General features: G+C 62.9%; 15 protein-coding genes. 9 read left to right on the top strand and 6 right to left on the bottom strand.

What is annotated here, in order from left to right; translation table 11 throughout:
- Positions 1 to 22 precede the first annotated feature (22 nt).
- The 5 genes from hslO to MU846_RS05285 all read left to right on the top strand — a co-directional run bounded on the left by hslO (position 23) and on the right by MU846_RS05285 (position 5459).
- Positions 23 to 895 carry an Hsp33 family molecular chaperone HslO gene (gene hslO, locus MU846_RS05305; RefSeq protein WP_246949686.1) on the top strand — a complete coding sequence of 291 codons (873 nt, stop codon included), beginning with the start codon at positions 23 to 25 and terminating at the stop codon, positions 893 to 895.
- 226 nt (positions 896 to 1121) lie between these two features.
- The gene (locus MU846_RS05300; RefSeq protein WP_246949679.1) at positions 1122 to 2666 is read left to right on the top strand and encodes a phosphoenolpyruvate carboxykinase; all 1545 of its coding nucleotides are present in this window, start codon (positions 1122 to 1124) and stop codon (positions 2664 to 2666) included.
- A 232-nt stretch (positions 2667 to 2898) separates the two neighbouring features.
- Positions 2899 to 3360, top strand: a complete 462-nt coding sequence (locus MU846_RS05295) for a response regulator (protein ID WP_246949676.1) — start codon at positions 2899 to 2901, stop codon at positions 3358 to 3360.
- A 13-nt stretch (positions 3361 to 3373) separates the two neighbouring features.
- Complete coding sequence (locus tag MU846_RS05290; RefSeq protein ID WP_246949663.1) at positions 3374 to 4783, top strand: sensor histidine kinase; 1410 nt, start codon at positions 3374 to 3376, stop codon at positions 4781 to 4783.
- Positions 4773 to 5459 carry a DUF6901 family protein gene (locus MU846_RS05285; protein ID WP_246949660.1) on the top strand — a complete coding sequence of 229 codons (687 nt, stop codon included), beginning with the start codon at positions 4773 to 4775 and terminating at the stop codon, positions 5457 to 5459. Before MU846_RS05290 ends, MU846_RS05285 begins: the two co-directional genes overlap by 11 nt.
- A 46-nt stretch (positions 5460 to 5505) precedes the next feature.
- On the opposite strand, the gene MU846_RS05280 is transcribed toward MU846_RS05285, so the two are convergent.
- The 4 genes from MU846_RS05280 to MU846_RS05265 all read right to left on the bottom strand — a co-directional run bounded on the left by MU846_RS05280 (position 5506) and on the right by MU846_RS05265 (position 8253).
- The gene (locus MU846_RS05280) at positions 5506 to 5931 is read right to left on the bottom strand and encodes an SRPBCC family protein (protein ID WP_246949647.1); all 426 of its coding nucleotides are present in this window, start codon (positions 5929 to 5931) and stop codon (positions 5506 to 5508) included.
- Positions 5932 to 6059: 128 nt separating this feature from the next.
- Positions 6060 to 6371: a TRL-like family protein gene (locus tag MU846_RS05275; protein ID WP_246949644.1), complete on the bottom strand. Its 312-nt coding sequence runs from the start codon at positions 6369 to 6371 to the stop codon at positions 6060 to 6062.
- A gap of 74 nt (positions 6372 to 6445) precedes the next feature.
- Entirely contained in the window at positions 6446 to 7189 is a 744-nt protein-coding gene (locus tag MU846_RS05270) for a LytR/AlgR family response regulator transcription factor (RefSeq protein ID WP_246949641.1), read from the bottom strand.
- Between the two features lie 17 nt (positions 7190 to 7206).
- Positions 7207 to 8253 (bottom strand): sensor histidine kinase, encoded by a 1047-nt coding sequence (locus tag MU846_RS05265; RefSeq protein WP_246949638.1) that lies wholly within the window; start codon positions 8251 to 8253, stop codon positions 7207 to 7209.
- Positions 8254 to 8372: 119 nt separating this feature from the next.
- Between MU846_RS05265 and argH the strand changes: the two genes are divergently transcribed.
- Positions 8373 to 9761 (top strand): argininosuccinate lyase, encoded by a 1389-nt coding sequence (argH, locus tag MU846_RS05260; RefSeq protein WP_246949635.1) that lies wholly within the window; start codon positions 8373 to 8375, stop codon positions 9759 to 9761.
- Positions 9762 to 10125: 364 nt separating this feature from the next.
- Here argH and MU846_RS05255 read toward each other — a convergent pair whose 3' ends face one another.
- Together MU846_RS05255 and rnk are read right to left on the bottom strand one after the other, a co-directional pair.
- Positions 10126 to 10776, bottom strand: a complete 651-nt coding sequence (locus tag MU846_RS05255; protein ID WP_246949631.1) for a DUF924 family protein — start codon at positions 10774 to 10776, stop codon at positions 10126 to 10128.
- A gap of 217 nt (positions 10777 to 10993) precedes the next feature.
- A complete protein-coding gene (rnk, locus tag MU846_RS05250; RefSeq protein WP_246949627.1) occupies positions 10994 to 11392 on the bottom strand; it encodes a nucleoside diphosphate kinase regulator in 399 nt (132 codons plus the stop codon).
- A gap of 208 nt (positions 11393 to 11600) precedes the next feature.
- Between rnk and lptM the strand changes: the two genes are divergently transcribed.
- From lptM to MU846_RS05235, 3 genes are all read left to right on the top strand, one after another.
- Complete coding sequence (lptM, locus tag MU846_RS05245; RefSeq protein ID WP_246949613.1) at positions 11601 to 11765, top strand: LPS translocon maturation chaperone LptM; 165 nt, start codon at positions 11601 to 11603, stop codon at positions 11763 to 11765.
- A 15-nt stretch (positions 11766 to 11780) separates the two neighbouring features.
- Positions 11781 to 13022, top strand: a complete 1242-nt coding sequence (lysA, locus tag MU846_RS05240; protein WP_246949611.1) for a diaminopimelate decarboxylase — start codon at positions 11781 to 11783, stop codon at positions 13020 to 13022.
- Between the two features lie 121 nt (positions 13023 to 13143).
- A complete protein-coding gene (locus MU846_RS05235) occupies positions 13144 to 16074 on the top strand; it encodes a DUF748 domain-containing protein (RefSeq protein ID WP_246949607.1) in 2931 nt (976 codons plus the stop codon).
- Positions 16075 to 16372 lie beyond the last annotated feature (298 nt).

Genomic DNA, 16372 nt, shown 5'->3' with positions numbered 1-16372 from the left:
GATCACACAAGCCGAGATGCCGATGACCCAGAATGATATCCGCCAGCGTTTCCTGTTTCCTGACAGCGATGTGCGGGGCGAAATAGTGCGGCTGGAAGCCAGCGTCAGCCAGGCGCTGGCGGGCCATGACTACCCGATGGTGATCCAGGGCCTGCTTGGCGAGGCGCTGGCCGCCGTCACACTGCTCACCGGCACACTGAAGCTCGAAGGCCGTCTGAGCTTGCAGGCGCAGGGCCAGGGGCCGCTGACACTGTTGCTGGCCGAGAGCACACACCAGAGCGAGGTGCGGGCGCTGGCGCGGGCCGACATTCCTGGCGAAAGCGCTGAAACCGCGCTGCCTGCGCTACTTGGCGAGGGCTTGATGGCGATCACCATACGCCCCGAGCAGGGCACCCAGTATCAGGGCGTGGTGCCGATGGAGCGCGCCGATCTGGCTGGTTGCCTGGAAGATTATTTCACCCAGTCCGAACAGTTGCCCACTCGCCTGTGGCTGGCCGCCGGCAATGGCCATGCCGCCGGGCTGCTGTTGCAGCGCTTGCCTGATCGCATCGCCGATCACCAGCAGAACGAACAAGCCTGGCAGCACCTGACTACCCTGGCCGGCACTCTCGCGCTGGAAGAGCTGCTGGATCTGCCGGTGGAAACAGTGTTGCATCGGCTGTTTCACGAAACCCCGCCGAGGCTCAACCCGCCCACTGCAGTTCGCTTCAGCTGCACTTGCTCGCGGGAAAAAGTCTCCAGCACGCTGCTTTCGCTCGGCGCCCAGGAGCTCCAGCAGATTCTCACCCATCAGGGCGAGGCACGGGTCAGCTGTGATTTTTGTGGCCAGGAGGAAGTGTTTGATGCCGTCGATCTGGGCGCGATGTTGCACGAGCTTGGCGCCCGCCCTCACTAACGCAGAGCGCCTTCGCGTGGCACCAAACGGTGGGTTCTGTCATAATTGCGCGCTTGCCGGTGGTCCCAAGCGGACGCCGGCAGGTCTTTGTGGCGCCCTCTCTGCCTTTTCGGTGCCGCTGCAGACCAGCACCGAAACCCGCGATTTCCGCACACACCCGGGCAACCCGCTCTCCGGGCGTTTGCGATACGGCCAAGAGCCAGGATAGAGAAGCCCAGGAATAGCCATGACCAAAGCAACTGTTTACAACGACCTGAGCCCGGCGCAACTCGTCGAGCTGGCCATCCAGCGCAATGAAGGCAAGCTTGCCAGCAACGGCGCATTAGTATGTGAGACCGGGCACCGCACTGGTCGCTCGCCGATGGATCGCTTCATCGTCGACGAGCCCAGCACCAGCGCCGATATTCACTGGGGCCCGGTCAACCGTCCCTTCGATGCTGCCCGCTTCGATGCACTGTGGGAGCGCGTGTCGGCCTTTGTGGCCGAGCAGGATCAGTTTGTTTCCCACCTGCACGTCGGCGCGGCTGCCGCGCACTATATTCCGGTGAAAGTGACCACGCAGACTGCCTGGCACAACCTGTTCGCCAACACTCTGTTCATTCGCCCGGAGCAGTACAACCCGGCCAGCAAGGAACAGTGGGAAGTGCTCCACGCCGCCAATTTCGAATGCCAGCCCGAGCGTGACGGCACCAACTCCGACGGCTGTGTGATCTTCCAGTTTGCCCAGCGTCGCGTGCTGATTGCCGGTATGCGCTACGCCGGTGAGCTGAAGAAAGCCATGTTTGCGGTGCAGAACTTCCTGCTGCCCGAAAAAGACGTGCTGCCGATGCACTGCTCTGCCAATGTTGGCGAAAACGGCGATGTGGCACTGTTCTTCGGCCTCTCCGGCACCGGCAAGACCACCCTCTCCGCCGACCCGGATCGTTACCTGATCGGTGACGATGAGCACGGCTGGGGCAAGGATGTGGTGTTCAACATCGAAGGCGGCTGCTACGCCAAGTGCATTGATCTGTCGCAGAAAAACGAACCAGTGATCTGGGACGCGATCAAGTTCGGCGCCGTGCTGGAAAACGTCGTGCTGAACGAAGAAACCCGCGTGCCGGATTACACCGATGTCTCGCTGACGCAGAACACCCGCGCCGCCTATCCGCTGGAAAATGTCGACAAGCGCGTGATCGAGAATCAGGCGGGCGAGCCGAAGCACATCATTTTCCTGACCTGCGATCTGACCGGCGTGCTGCCGCCAGTGGCCAGGCTCTCTCGTGAAGCAGCTGCCTATCACTTCCTCAGTGGCTACACGGCGCTGGTCGGCTCCACCGAGATGGGCGCCGGCTCCGGCATCAAGAGCACCTTCTCCACCTGCTTTGGCGCACCGTTCTTCCCGCGCCGCGCTGGCGAGTATGCCGAGCTGCTGATGAAGCGCATGGACGAATTCGGCTCCCGCGTCTATCTGGTGAACACCGGCTGGACAGGCGGCCCCTACGGCGAAGGCGAACGCTTCAGCATTCCTACTACCCGTGCAGTGGTGAATGCCATTTTGTCCGGCGCGCTGGACGAGGCGGAAACCGAGCATCTGGAAATCATCAACCTGGACGTGCCGAAAGCCGTTCCGGGTGTGGACGAACAGCTGCTGGTGCCGAAGAAAACCTGGAAAAACCCGGAGCAGTACGAAGCACAAGCACGTGATCTGGCGACACAGTTCAATACGAACTTCGCCGAAAAATACGCGGACGTCTCCGACGATATCCGCCAGGCTGGCCCACAGGCCTGACGCATCACGCGCCCTGCAAACAGGCCCGCTTCTGGCGGGCCTTGTTGTTTCCGGCCCGTCACTTGCTCGCCCTGCCCCCCAGTGGTACTTTTTCCGGGCCTGTGGTCCGCAATCCATGAGAAGCCGCACAGAACGGCCGTCGATGTCGCCGCGAGACATATCCGGCGCGCACCACTGCCACATATAAAACAATATGCGTTCTTTCTTGGCTTGCTGCCCGGACTACAACACCATGACAATCCACAACATTCTGATCGTCGATGACGAGGAGCATATCCTCAAGGCGCTGGCGCGCACCTTCCGCCACCAGCAGGATTGGCACATCGAAACCTTCACCCAGGCCAGCGACGCCCTGCGGCGCGCCCGCAGCCGCCTGTTCGATGCCGTCATCATTGATTGCGTGATGCCCGATATCGACGGCATCAGCTTTCTGCGCGAGCTGAAAAGCCTGCAACCGGATGCCGCCCGCATCTTGCTCACCGGCATGGTCAATATCGACACCGTCGTGGCCGCCATCAACGAAGCCTCTGCGTTCCGCTTTTTCACCAAGCCCTGGGATGACCAGCAACTGATCCAGGCCGTCACCGAGGGCCTGCGCATCAAACAGGTGCTGCTGGAAAACCGGATGCTGGCGCAAAAAGTGCGCGACCAGCAGCAGGAACTGGAGCAGTTGAGGCGCCAACGCAGCGTCTGAGCAGGGGCAGGGTATGGAAACGCTCGCCGAATGGCTGGCTCCACTGACCGACCAGCACAGCAGCATCTACATCATTGCCTCGATGCTGATCATGCTGGTGGTGATCTTTTTCATGCATCGCACCTACCGCGCATCGCTGAATGTCGAGGCGCGGCTTGCGGAGTTCTCCTCGCTCACCGGTAGCGTCTTCGGCAACAAGCTGCGGCTGATCGAAGCCAGCGCAGATGCCTACCAGATCAATCGCAAGGCGCTGGGGCCGCTGGCGCGCATCATTGATGAATACTGCGTACTCACCACCGATCCACAAGGCATCATCACCTACGCCAACGAGCGCTTCATCAGCTTCAGTGGCGAACCGCTGCGTGCGCTGGTCGGCCGCCACCAACGGGATAGCGGGCTGCATACGCTCAGCAGCGAAGCCGCCAGCGAGTTGCGTGATACGCTGGCGCAGGAACGGGTCTGGCATGGCCAGTTGTGCCTGCGCACCCGCGACGGCACCCAACGCTGGCTGGATACGTTTGTATTCCCGCTGTCGTTCGTGACCGATCTGGATGCCGGCTGTATTTATTTCGGCACCGACATCACTGCGCTGCACACCCTGAACGATTCCCTGCGGCGACAAGTACGCACCCAGGAGGCACACCTGAACAAAGCCGAAGACATGCTGGTCAAGTCGGAGAAAATGGCGTCGCTCGGCGTGATTTCCGCTGGCATCGCGCACGAGATCAACAATCCGCTGGCCTACGTCAGCGCCAATATCAACCGACTTGGTGAATATCTGGCCAACATCTCCAGCCACGCCGGCAGCCAGGCGACCGAGGATGACGAGTTGCGTTACATCATCGGCGATTATCCGGCCCTGCTGCAGGAAACCCGCGATGGCCTCGGCCGGATTCGCAAGATCATCGATGATCTGAACAGCTTCTCCCACGCCGGCGAACAACCCCATGCGCCGGTCGATGTACACCGCTGCATCGACACCGCGCTGACACTGGCCCGCCATGAGTTGCGCGGCAATGTGCAAGTGCACACCGAGCTGGCCGCCACCCGCTCCATCGTGCAAGGCTCCGCCACCCAGCTGGCACAGGTATTTCTCAATCTGCTGGTGAATGCAGCACAGGCAATCCGGGCGAATGGCGCGCCGGGGCAGATCACCGTGCGCAGCGTCAACGAGGATACCCGGCTGATCGTCGACGTCAGCGACACCGGCCCCGGCATCGCACCGAGCGATCTGCCAGCGCTGTTCGAGCCGTTTTACACCACCAAGGCGGTCGGTGAGGGCACCGGCCTGGGCCTGGCGATCTCTGATGACATCGTGCGGCGCCACCACGGCGCTATCAGCGCCGCCAACAACGCCGAGGGCGGCGCCTGCTTCCGGCTGGTACTTCCCACCACCCCGCCGGAGCCGCCCCATGCCCACTGACATCCTGTATCGCTTCCGTTTTGCGGATCACAGCGAAGACGCCGTGCGCGTGGGCACCGCCGACGGCGCCCACCTGAGGACGCCGGCAGGCTACCAGCCGCCCGCCTGGGCGCAGCTGGCGCACCACCAATGCAGCCATTGCCCGCTGGACACAGGCCTGCAGCGCTGGTGCCCGGTGGCAGTGAATATCGCGTATGTCTTTGAACAGATACGGCCCGGCCGTTCCTTCACGCCAGTCACGCTGACCGTCGATACGGCGCTGCGCAGCTATCATGCGGAAACGACTCTGCAACGTGCATTGAGCTCGCTGTTCGGGCTGGTCTGTGCACTCAGCGACTGCCCGCACACCGCGCCGCTGTATCCGATGGCGCGCTTCCACCTGCCGCTGGCCAGCGACACGGAAACCTTCGTGCGCGTGTTGTCGATGACGCTGCTGCGCTTACACCTGTTACAGCAGCCCGGCGCTCAGGCGGTGGTCGAGCTTGAGCTGCTCTATCGCAACCTCAACCAGCTCAACCGCAGCCTGGCGCGGCGCCTGGGCAGCCAGAGCGAAGGCGAGCCGGCCGCCAATGCCATGGTACTGCTGGACGTACTCGCCCGTGATGTCACCGTCGAGCTGACGGATCAGCTACCCAGCCTGCGGGAGATGTTCGGTATCACCTCGCCGCCAGCCTGAGGGCTTCGTTTGCGGAAGCCCGTCGATTGACTGATTGCCGCGCTGTTTATAGAGGCAGCTTGTCCAGCCCGCGACGAATCCCGCGCTCAAGGCCGGCACGCACCAGCGGCCCTATCAACGGCAGCCGCCCCTCGAATTCGATGGTGTAGTGCAGCTCGGAGCCGCCCGCAGGCATCGCAGCAAAACGCATCACGCCCATATGATTGCGCAACGGGCTGCCTCGCGTAATCCGATACTCGATCCGCTCGTTAGGCACGTGCGCGGTAACGGTCTCCTCGAATGGCGGCGCAATCAGAATGCGCATCCGGCGCACCGAACCGAGGCCATCCGGTGCATCGCTGCCATCCTTGATGCGGCTGATCTTTGCCGGCGCAAAGATCGTTTCCAGATTCTTGTGAACACTGAGATGACTGAAGAGCATGTCCACGGACGCACTGAACTGCTTGCGAATCTCGATACGCTGCAAACTCATATGGAGCTACCCTGTGAGCGGAAAGGGGAGATCATGCCTGCCCTGCGGTCCGGCAACCACTCCAAACGGGACAATGGCACGACACTCGCACCCGGCCCGTTCGATGGACGGGCCGGGCAAGTGGCAGCTCAGTTGCCGTACACCACTACGGTAAATTCGGCGACGATGCCAAAAAAGTTTTGCGATTCATAATCCACGTAATGAATTTCGCGGATACCGCCGTTACGCGCGGCGGCATGAATACTGGCATCGCCGGAGGCAATCAGGCCCAGTATCGAGCGTGCCGACGCCCGGCCCACTCGAGTGGCCTGCTCTGGTGCGGCGGTTGCCGCCAGCGGCGCCTTGACGTTGCCATACATGAAACCGTTGACCGGCATGGTCGCGGTGGCACAGCCCGAGAGCAGCCCTGCCGCAGCAGCAGCGAACATTATTCTTTTCATTATGGTTCCTTCTAATGTGAATCTACCCCGGAAAACACCGGCGGCAGCCTGACAGCCGCTGCCGGTGAAAATACTCAAAGACGCAACATGACCTTGCGCAGCCCCGCCACATGCCGGCGGCTGACCACCAGCGTGTCCTCCAGCCCGCGCAGGCGTAACTGATGATGGCCCGCCGGCGCCTGCTCCATTCCTTCGATATAATTCAGCGCTACCAATGCATTACGGTGCACCCGTACAAACAGATCACCGAATTCCGCTTCCAGATCCTTCAGGGTCTCGTCTATCAGCACCTCACCACCGCTGTGGCGTACGGTGATGTATTTCTGATCGGCGAGAAAATAGCGAACATCCTCCACCGGCACCAGCTCCAGCCCACGGTGTGTCCGTGCGCTGATATGCTGCCGGCGCTGGCTGGCCTGCGCTTGCGGCAGCTCGTTGGCAACCGCCGCCCGCTGGGCGCGGGTGAGTGTTCGCGCACGGGCAAGCGCCGCGCTGAGATCATCACGGCTGACAGGCTTGAGCAGGTAATCCAGAGCGCGGACACGGAACGCATCCAGCGCGTGTTCGTCATAGGCGGTGCAGAAAATAAGCGCTGGTGGCTGCTCGCTGCGGGCCAGGCACGCCGCAGCCTCCATGCCATCCATGTCCGGCATGCGGATATCCATCAGCACCACATCCGGTTGCATGCGCCGCGCAGCCTGAACTGCTTCACGGCCGTTGGCAGCCTCCGCCACCACTTCCACGCCCTCCATCGTATCCACCAGACGCACCAGCCGGTCACGCGCCAGCTGTTCGTCATCGCAGACGAGTACTCGCATAGTCAGAAGCCCCCTGATCAGGCACTCGGGTAACGGAGGCTTACCCGATATTCATTATTATTTGCCGCGGCCTCAACGTGGGCGCGGTCACCATACAAAGCAGCCAACCGGTGCCGAATATTGCTCAACGCCATTCGGTTCCCGGAAACAGCTGCTTCAGCTTCCCCCGGTAGCGGATTGCTCATGCTGACAGCCAGCATATCGCCATCCCATACCACGCGCACCGTCACCGTACCCCCGTCCGGCCGTGGCTGGATACCATGATAAATGGCATTTTCCAGCAAAGGCTGCAAGGTCAGCAGTGGAATTAATACATGCTCTGCGCCAATTTGCACCTGCCATTCCAGCCGCAGCCGTTCTCCCATACGCAATTTCTCGATTCGCGCATAGCGTTTACACAGATCCAGCTCCTCTTTCAGCGTCACCTGGACGCCGGTTTCCCGCAGGCTGGCGCGAAACAGCCGGGCCAGATCTTCCACCGCCTGCTCGGCCGCCTCCGGGTCTACCGCGATCAGGCTGGAGATGATATTCATGCTGTTGAACAGAAAATGCGGGCGGATGCGGGATTGCAGGGCCTGAATACGCGCCTCAAGCTCTGCCTGCTCCTTGATACGCAGCTGCTCCTGCACATAGAAATAGCGCATCACGCCGCCGGCAAGAATCGCCGCGATTGCCACGTTGATCCACACATGTTGCGCCAGCAAGGCCGGCTCTGACAGCAGATCCGGCAAGGCCCAGGCCAGCACCAGGCGCGCCAGCACGCTGAACAGCAGCGTATTGAGCACCACCAGAATGACCACACCCGTCGCCGCCCAGGCCGGCCCGAGCCGGTTCAGGTGGCGGCGCAACATGCACAACAGCGCCGCCGAGGTCAGCGCCACCCACTGCATGAAAAACGAGGTCAGCGCCAGCCGCTCGAAGCTGAAGGCGCCGTAATAGCTGCCCGCCAGCGCCAGCACTATCGCCATCAGCTGGGCCACCACGACCACCACCAGCACGGCGCGCGCTTCGCACAAATCCGGCACAAACGCCCGCGCCGGAGCAGAAATATGGGGTTTTGGCATCATCCGTCCTTGCCAGAATGGGCAACTGCCCTTATACCCCGGAGCGCGCGCGGTACGCGACCGGGAGGTGTTATACTGCGCGCCTTTCCCGTCAAACGGTTGTTCAGGACTGCGTGCAGATGAGTGACAAGCAAAACAAGCTCTGGGGCGGCCGCTTCAGTGAATCCACCGATGAATTCGTGCAGGCGTTCACCGCCAGTGTCAATTTTGACCAGCGCATGTACGACCAGGACATCCGCGGCTCCATTGCCCACGCCACCATGCTGGCCGAAGCCCGCGTGCTCACCCCCGACGAGCGTGACGCCATTATCCAGGGCCTGAACGAGATTCGGGCCGAGATCGAAGCCGGCGAATTCCAGTGGTCCGTCGCGCTGGAAGACGTGCACATGAACATCGAGGCACGCCTGACCGAGCGGATCGGCGTCACCGGCAAAAAGCTCCACACCGGCCGCAGCCGCAACGACCAGGTCGCCACCGACATTCGCCTGTGGCTGCGCGATCACATCGACCTGATCGACAGCGAAATGAGCCGCCTGATGCACGGCCTGCTCGGCCTGGCCGAGCGCGAAGCCGCCACCATCATGCCCGGCTTCACCCACCTCCAGACCGCACAGCCCGTGACCTTCGGCCACCATCTGCTGGCCTGGTTCGAAATGCTGCGCCGTGACCGCGAGCGCCTGGCCGACTGCCGCAAGCGCGTCAACCGTATGCCGCTCGGCGCCGCCGCGCTGGCCGGCACCACCTACCCGATCAACCGCGAACGTACCCGCGAGCTGCTCGGTTTTGATGAAATCTGCTACAACTCGCTGGATGCGGTCAGCGATCGCGATTTCGCCATCGAGTTCTGCGCCCTGGCCGCGCTCACCATGACGCATCTGTCGCGCATGAGCGAGGAACTGGTGCTCTGGACCAGCGCACAATTTGATTTTATTACCTTGCCGGATCGTTTCTGCACCGGCAGCTCGATCATGCCGCAGAAGAAAAACCCCGACGTGCCGGAGCTGGTGCGCGGCAAGACCGGGCGCGTCAACGGCCACTTGATCAGCCTGCTGACGCTGATGAAAAGCCAGCCGCTGGCCTACAACAAGGACAACCAGGAAGACAAAGAACCGTTGTTCGACGCCGTGGATACCCTGCAAGGCTGCCTGCGCGCCTTCGCCGACATGGTCCCGGCGCTGGTGCCCAACCGCGAAGCCATGCGCGAAGCCGCCCGCCGCGGCTTTGCCACCGCCACCGACCTGGCGGACTACCTGGTGCGCAAGGGCATCCCGTTTCGCGATGCTCACGAGATCGTCGGCAAGGCCGTCGCCCACGGCGTGGCACAGAAGAAGGATCTCGGCGACATGAGCATCAGCGAGCTGCGCCAGTTCAGCGACCAAATCGACGAAGATGTGTTCGATGTGCTGACACTGGAAGGCTCCGTGAGCGCCCGCAATCACCCCGGCGGCACCGCGCCCGAGCAAGTCCGCGCCGCCGTCGCCCGCGCCCGCGCCGCCCTTGCCGGCTGACCGACGATAGCCGGGGGCGGGCTCCCGCCCCCTCGCTATGCCATCGCCATCCCGCTTGCCGCTACGCCCCCTGGTCAGCCAAACGCCCTTCGCCAACGTGATAGTGACGAGAATACAGGCCAGCAATGGGGCACATGGCGAGACGTCTGTGGCAACAGCATGGCCACCGACACAAGATGGAGGGAGCAGCCAGACGGGTCCGGATCACCTTTGGCCCGTACCGGCTTGATAGCCTTCAGGTCTTGTAACCTTGTCGCCTTGCAGCCTGGCGAGCTTTTCACGCGCAAGCGATGCGCCGGGCTTGTCTGTTGCCCGACTCGCTTGCCCCGGCACCGGCAATTGCCCGGGCAGGCGGGGCAAGCCATCAGGGTTCGAACGCCCGCAAATGCGGGAACTGCCCCTGCTTGATGTAGGCGTGCTCTGCGGGTGTTGATACGCGCCCGAGCAGCTCGTTGCGGTGGGGGTGGCGCCCGAAAGCGGCGATCACCCGGCGCACGTCGTGCGCCTGTTTCACCAGAGCGCGATAGATCGGCTGCAATGGCGCCGGTGCCTGCGCGGCTATCTCCTCGCGCAGTGCGATCAGCAGATCAAGCCGGCCGAGATGGCCCGGCCCCTCGCAATGCCCCAGCGGCAGGCCGTACACGATCTTCTGCCATGGCGTGGCCAGCGTGGTGTAGTGACCGTTGGCCAGCCCGGCCGTCACCCACTCCAACGCAGCAGCATCCTGAGCGAAGGCGCGAGCGCTGCCCCGCCAGACTGAGCGCGAAAATTGATCGAGCACGATAATCAGCGCCAGCCGGCCCTCGGGGCTCTCCGCCCAGCCATCCAGGCCGCCTGCCGCCGCGTCCGCAGTGAGAGCAGAGAAACGATCAACGATGACCTGATCTGCGCCGCCGCGCATGCGCCAGAACCAGTGATCCTGATGGACGCCCGGATCAACCCGCAACGAGTGCCCTTCGGGGAACCAGAAAGCAAGAACCTCCTGCCAGGCAATGCCATCGATACCCTGTGCCACGCAAACACCTCGCTGACATCTGTTGCTCGTCTACGGCCCGGCCCCAGGGGACATCACACCGCCTGACGGGCACGCCGAAAAGACAGGCGCCCGCAAAATGCCGAAAAGACCAAAAAGACCCAAAAGAAAAGGGCGGGTATGCTCCCCGCCCTTCACGTCTTTCATGCCACATCTGTGCATGTCATGAACAGCCGCATTGCGCCGCTCTGCACTGCTCTCAGAGCTTGTAATCCCCTTCGGCTTCCGGCTGATACTCCAGCTCCAGAATATGCATTTTCAACGGCTTGCCGCCCGGCCCTGGCCATTCGATGCTCTGGCCCACCGACAGCCCCAGCAGCGCCGCGCCAACGGGCGCCAGCACCGAGACTTTGCCTTGCCCCACATCCTGGGGGTAGACCAGCGTCAGCGTGTACTCCCGCCCGCTCACTTCCTCACGGCAGCGAACGCGGGAGTTCATCGTCACCACGTCGGGTGGCACATCAGCCGGCGCGACCAGGGTGGCGCGCAACAGCTCCTGTTCGAGGGCATCTGCCACATCGAGGTCCGCAGCATCACCCAGGATCGCCTCGATGCGCTGCACATCCAGACGGGAAACGATAATCGGGGGCTGATTCATGTCTTGCTCACTCCAGTTGCCATACGGCAAACAAACAAAAGGCGGCACCTGAGCGCCGCCTGTATCTCGTCGATATTAAGGCAGCCTGTTTTTTTCTCAAGTCATCGTTACCGGACGCTTGAGGCGCTATACTGGGCGCAATTCACCGGGCCAGTTGCCGCCCTCTGAAAAGCGCCACGTCACACGGCGCACCGGCTTGGAGTGCATCGTGAAACCGCTGTTGATCACTGGCCTGCTGTGCCTTGCCCTCAGTGGCTGCGGCCAGCGCGGGCCCTTGTATTTTCCCGAGGCGCCTGCCGCCGAACCTGCGGCGGCGGAGGCCGACAGCGAGGACGAGGCAGAAGCAGAATCCGGTGACACTGCCGCCCCCTGACATCAGGATCGACACATGGATCACTTTCAATACCGCGAAGGTCAGCTTTACGCGGAGGCCCTGCCGCTGACTGAACTGGCGGAACGCTTCGGTACGCCACTGTATGTCTATTCGCGTGCGATGCTCGAAGCCCATTACCAGGCTTTTGACGACGCCTTTGGCGAGCACCCCCACCAGATCTGCTATGCCGTGAAGGCCAACTCGAACCTGGCGGTGCTCAACGTACTCGCTCGCCTGGGCGCAGGGTTCGACATCGTTTCCGGTGGCGAGCTGGAACGGGTGTTGCGTGCTGGGGGCGACCCGCACAAGATCGTATTCTCAGGCGTTGGCAAAACCGCCGATGAGATGATCGCTGCACTGAAAGCCGGCATCCACTGCTTCAACGTGGAATCTGCTGCCGAGCTGGAACTGCTGAACCTGGTGGCCGGCGAGCAGGGTCTGGTGGCTCCGGTATCTGTCCGTGTCAATCCGGATGTCGATGCGCAGACGCACCCGTATATCTCTACCGGCCTGAAAGACAACAAGTTCGGCGTCGATATCGACGAGGCGCCAGCACTTTATCAGCGTGCCGCCGAACTGCCGCACGTTGAGGTACTGGGAGTAGATTGCCACATCGGCAGCCAGCTCACCAGCCTGGCCCCGTTCGAGGATGCCTTGCACCGGGTCTTGAAACTGGTCGACAAGTTATCCGCTCAGGGCATCGCCATCCGCCACCTTGATCTCGGCGGCGGCCTGGGCGTGCGCTACCGTGATGAACAGCCGCCTACCCCGGCTGCCTATGTGGCTGCCCTGCTCAAGCATGTACCGGCAGATATGCCGATCCATATCGAACCGGGGCGTGCGATTGCTGCCAACGCGGGCGTATTTCTCACTCAGGTACTTTATCTGAAACCCACCGCGCACAAGAACTTTGCCATTGTCGATGGCGCCATGAACGATCTGATCCGCCCGAGCCTGTATTCCGCCTGGCAGGATATCGTGCCGGTAACGCCGCATTCGGCGGACTGCCGCCACTGGGATGTGGTCGGCCCGGTTTGTGAAACTGGTGATTTTCTAGGCAAGGACCGCGCCCTGGCGCTGGAAACCGGCGACTTGCTGGCTGTGCGCTCGGCCGGCGCCTACGGCTTCTCCATGGCCAGCAATTACAACAGCCGCAACCGCCCTGCCGAGATCATGGTGGATGGCGATCAGGCGTTTATCGTGCGCCAGCGCGAGAGTTACGACGATCAGCTGCGCCTGGAATCGCTGCTGCCCTGAGTAGTCGCCTTCGGGCAATATTCCCTCATTGCCAACCGCAACGCGCCCGGCCCCGCCGGGCGCGTTATACTCTCCTGAATCGTCATTCCTTTCCTGCATGGGCCTGACAGGGTCATACACCATGGTTTCTTTCCTCCGCATGCGCTGGCAAGCCGCCAGCCGCCGGCAACGCATCCTGATTATTCTCGCCGCGCTTTACCTGTTGTATGTGGCACTGGGTTTCCTTGTTGTTTCGCCGCTGGCGCGGCAGCAAGTGGCCGACACCCTCAGCGACAGCACCGGCCGCGAAGTGCGGCTGGAAAAGTTGCTGTTCAATCCGCTGCTGCTGTCCGTCACGGCAAACAATTTTGCCTTGCTGGACGACGACGGCACCGAGTTCGTCGCTTTTGATCGCTTTCATGCCAACTTCCAGCTTTCTTCGCTGTTTCGCCGCAGCTGGCATTTCCGCGAGATCAGCCTGGAGCAGCCACGCGTGCAGGTGACCCAGTTCGCCGAAGGCCGCTTCAACTTTGACGATCTGTTGACGCCCGCGGAAGAGCTAGCCGCTGACGAGACATCCGCCGAGCCGGATGCCGAAGACAATGCCATGGCGCTGCCGGCGGTCTCGTTTGGCCGCTTCAGCCTGACCGGTGGCGATTTCCGCTTCGTCGATCAAAGCCGCGACACCGTGCAACAGCTCGCGCTGGCACCAGTCAGTTTCAGCGTGCTCGATTTCTCCACCCGTGGCACCGGCGAGGATGACAACCAGTATTCGCTGTTGGTCAGCGGCCCCGGTGGCGGCAGCTTCAGCTGGGAAGGCGGGTTCAGCGTTGATCCACTGCTGGCCACCGGCAGGCTGGCCATCACCGGGGTAGACCTGCCGCCGTTTGCCGAATTCATCGGCCACCAGCTGCACTTCACTGTCCCCAGTGGCCAGCTCGATTTTCAGACCGCGTACCGTGTCGAAACCGGCGAGGGCGGCATCCGGGCGTGGCTCACCGAAGGTGCCGTCACCCTGCGCGATCTGGTGATCCACGATCCGGCCCAGAGCCTGGATGTGGTGCAGCTGCCGCTGGTGGCGCTGGGCAACGTGCGGCTGGATACGCCCGCCCGCACACTCACTCTTGGCGAGCTTGCCATCACCGAGCCGCTGGTGCGCGCCCGGCTACTGGACAACGGCCTTGATCTGGCCGCCCTGTTCGAGCCTGTTACGCCGGAAGATACTGGCGAGCCGGCGCCCGCCATTGAAACAGCCACAGCACCCGGCGAGCCCTGGGCACTGGTGCTGGAAACCCTGCGCCTGGCTGATGGCAGCGTCGCGTTTCGAGACGAAACACTGCCCGAGGCCGGCGAGCTGGCCATCACACCGATCAACCTGACCCTGCACGATCTGGCCCTGAACGATCCTCGGCGCTTCAGCCTGGACGGCGCCCTGACACTGGCGGAAAGCGGCCAGATCACGCTCGGCGGCGAAGGCCAGATCGCGCCGCTGGACATCACCCTGACCATCAACGCCGCCGACCTGCCGCTGCCGGCGCTGGAGCCATGGGTACAAAGCGCACTGCTGGTCACGGTGCCCGAAGGCGCTGCGGCCGCCGAGCTGACCATCAATGCCAGCGGCGCTGAAGAAGTCGGCGTGATCGTCACCGGTAGCGCCGGAATCACCGGCCTGCGTATCAACGAAAGCCGCAACCGGCGCCTGCTGACGCTGGATGAGCTGACGCTGCAAGGTGTGCGGCTGGATACCACCGCACAGCGCATCTCCCTGCAACGCGCCAGTGTCAGCGGTCTGGATGCCATCGCACGGGTGGACAGCGATGGTCTCGGCGTTGCCGACCGCATCCTGCCGCTCACTGACGAGGCACCCGCCAGCACCGGGGAGCCCTGGGCCCTTCAGCTGGATGAATTGCGCATCAGCGACAGCCGCACCCGCTATGCTGACCAGAGCCTGACACCGCACTTTGCCATCGGCCTGACGCGCATCGACGGCACGCTGCGGGAGCTTGATGCCGCCGGCAGCCGCCCGGCCAGCATCGATCTCACGGCCCGCGTGGATGATTACGCGCCGCTGAGCATCAAGGGCCGCCTGAACCCGCTGGCGAGCACGCCCATGGTCGATCTCGACGTGACGCTGGATGGCTATGAAATGACCGGCCTGACACCGTTCACCGGCCGCTATCTGGGCTATGTCACCCGCACCGGCCAGCTCGGCATCAACAGTAACGTGAAGCTCGACGGCTCGCTGCTGGAAAGCAGCACCCGGGTAAAAGCTGCCAGCTTCTTTCTCGGCGACCGCGTGGACAGCCCCGAGGCGATCAGCATTCCCATCAAGCTTGGCCTGGCGGTGATTCGGGATCGCAATGAGCTGATCGATCTGCCAGTGCAGGCCCGAGGTGATCTCAATGATCCCTCCGTCAGCGTGCATGGCATCATTCTGCGCGCCTTGACCAACATTCTGGTGCGCGCCGCCACCTCGCCCTTTTCGGTGCTGGCCGGTCTGGTCGGCGGTGAAGACCTGCAACATCTGACCTTCCCCGCCGGCAGTGCCGAGATCGACACCACCACCCGCGAGCAGTTGGCCGCACTGGCGCAGGTGCTTGCCGACCGGCCCACCCTGAGCCTCAGCCTCGCCGGCAGCGCTGACACGGCGGATCGCGAAGCGCTGGCGGCGCTTGTGCTTGGCCACCGCCTGACCGGCGGCGACTGGACGAACCTGGAAAGCGCCCTCGGCGAAACGCGCTTCCAGCGCCGGGTATTGACCCAGTACGAAGAAGCCAACGGCCAGCCTGCCGATACCTTGCTGCCACCGCTGCCGGAAGGCGCCGACCGTGCCCAGCGAGACGCTTTCCAGCAACAACTGGCCCGCCGGGCCTTTACTGCTCTGGCGCAACAGCAGGCCGCCAGCATCAATACCGAAATGCTGCGTGGGCTGGCGATACGCCGCGCCAACGACGCCAAGACAGCACTGATGGACGATTTCGGCCTCGCTGGCGAACGACTGCGTATCAGCAGCCCCGAGGTCGAAGGCGCCGAGACGGTGCAAGGCGTGAATATCGGACTGGTGCCAGACTGAACAGCCCGCGCCATCGCGAGCCACGTTGCTGACCCGGCTCGATACTCAGGCGATCATCCTTCGCCAGGCTCTCGAACAGCGCGCCGGCTCTGCCGGCGCGCCTCCCCCGAAAGGACAAGCCGGAGCGCAGCCATGCCAATCCGCGCTATCTCGTTGACCGGACTGGCTTGCGGGCCCGTCTGACTCTCTGCCCGGCTCTCTGCCCGGCTCTCCTACTGGTTTTTTACCAAGCTCCCCTGCATCGCCACCACCGCAGACCTCGCGCAAAACCCGGCCTCTGCCTCGCCCCTCTTGCAGC

The organism is Alcanivorax quisquiliarum (assembly GCF_023051175.1).
In the GTDB taxonomy this organism is placed as follows: Bacteria; Pseudomonadota; Gammaproteobacteria; order Pseudomonadales; family Alcanivoracaceae; genus Isoalcanivorax; species Isoalcanivorax quisquiliarum.
This window is presented reverse-complemented; position numbering and strand designations above follow the sequence as displayed.

Excerpts from the sequence above, each read along its gene's own strand:
- MU846_RS05270 (WP_246949641.1), bottom strand. The coding sequence starts at position 7,189 with ATGCGAGTACTCGTCTGCGATGACGAACAGCTGGCGCGTGACCGGCTG.
- MU846_RS05280 (WP_246949647.1), bottom strand. The coding sequence starts at position 5,931 with ATGAGTTTGCAGCGTATCGAGATTCGCAAGCAGTTCAGTGCGTCCGTG.
- argH (WP_246949635.1), top strand. The coding sequence starts at position 8,373 with ATGAGTGACAAGCAAAACAAGCTCTGGGGCGGCCGCTTCAGTGAATCC.
- MU846_RS05285 (WP_246949660.1), top strand. The coding sequence starts at position 4,773 with ATGCCCACTGACATCCTGTATCGCTTCCGTTTTGCGGATCACAGCGAA.
- hslO (WP_246949686.1), top strand. The coding sequence starts at position 23 with ATGACCCAGAATGATATCCGCCAGCGTTTCCTGTTTCCTGACAGCGAT.
- MU846_RS05300 (WP_246949679.1), top strand. The coding sequence starts at position 1,122 with ATGACCAAAGCAACTGTTTACAACGACCTGAGCCCGGCGCAACTCGTC.
- MU846_RS05290 (WP_246949663.1), top strand. The coding sequence starts at position 3,374 with ATGGAAACGCTCGCCGAATGGCTGGCTCCACTGACCGACCAGCACAGC.
- lysA (WP_246949611.1), top strand. The coding sequence starts at position 11,781 with ATGGATCACTTTCAATACCGCGAAGGTCAGCTTTACGCGGAGGCCCTG.
- MU846_RS05265 (WP_246949638.1), bottom strand. The coding sequence starts at position 8,253 with ATGCCAAAACCCCATATTTCTGCTCCGGCGCGGGCGTTTGTGCCGGAT.
- MU846_RS05295 (WP_246949676.1), top strand. The coding sequence starts at position 2,899 with ATGACAATCCACAACATTCTGATCGTCGATGACGAGGAGCATATCCTC.
- MU846_RS05235 (WP_246949607.1), top strand. The coding sequence starts at position 13,144 with ATGGTTTCTTTCCTCCGCATGCGCTGGCAAGCCGCCAGCCGCCGGCAA.
- rnk (WP_246949627.1), bottom strand. The coding sequence starts at position 11,392 with ATGAATCAGCCCCCGATTATCGTTTCCCGTCTGGATGTGCAGCGCATC.
- MU846_RS05275 (WP_246949644.1), bottom strand. The coding sequence starts at position 6,371 with ATGAAAAGAATAATGTTCGCTGCTGCTGCGGCAGGGCTGCTCTCGGGC.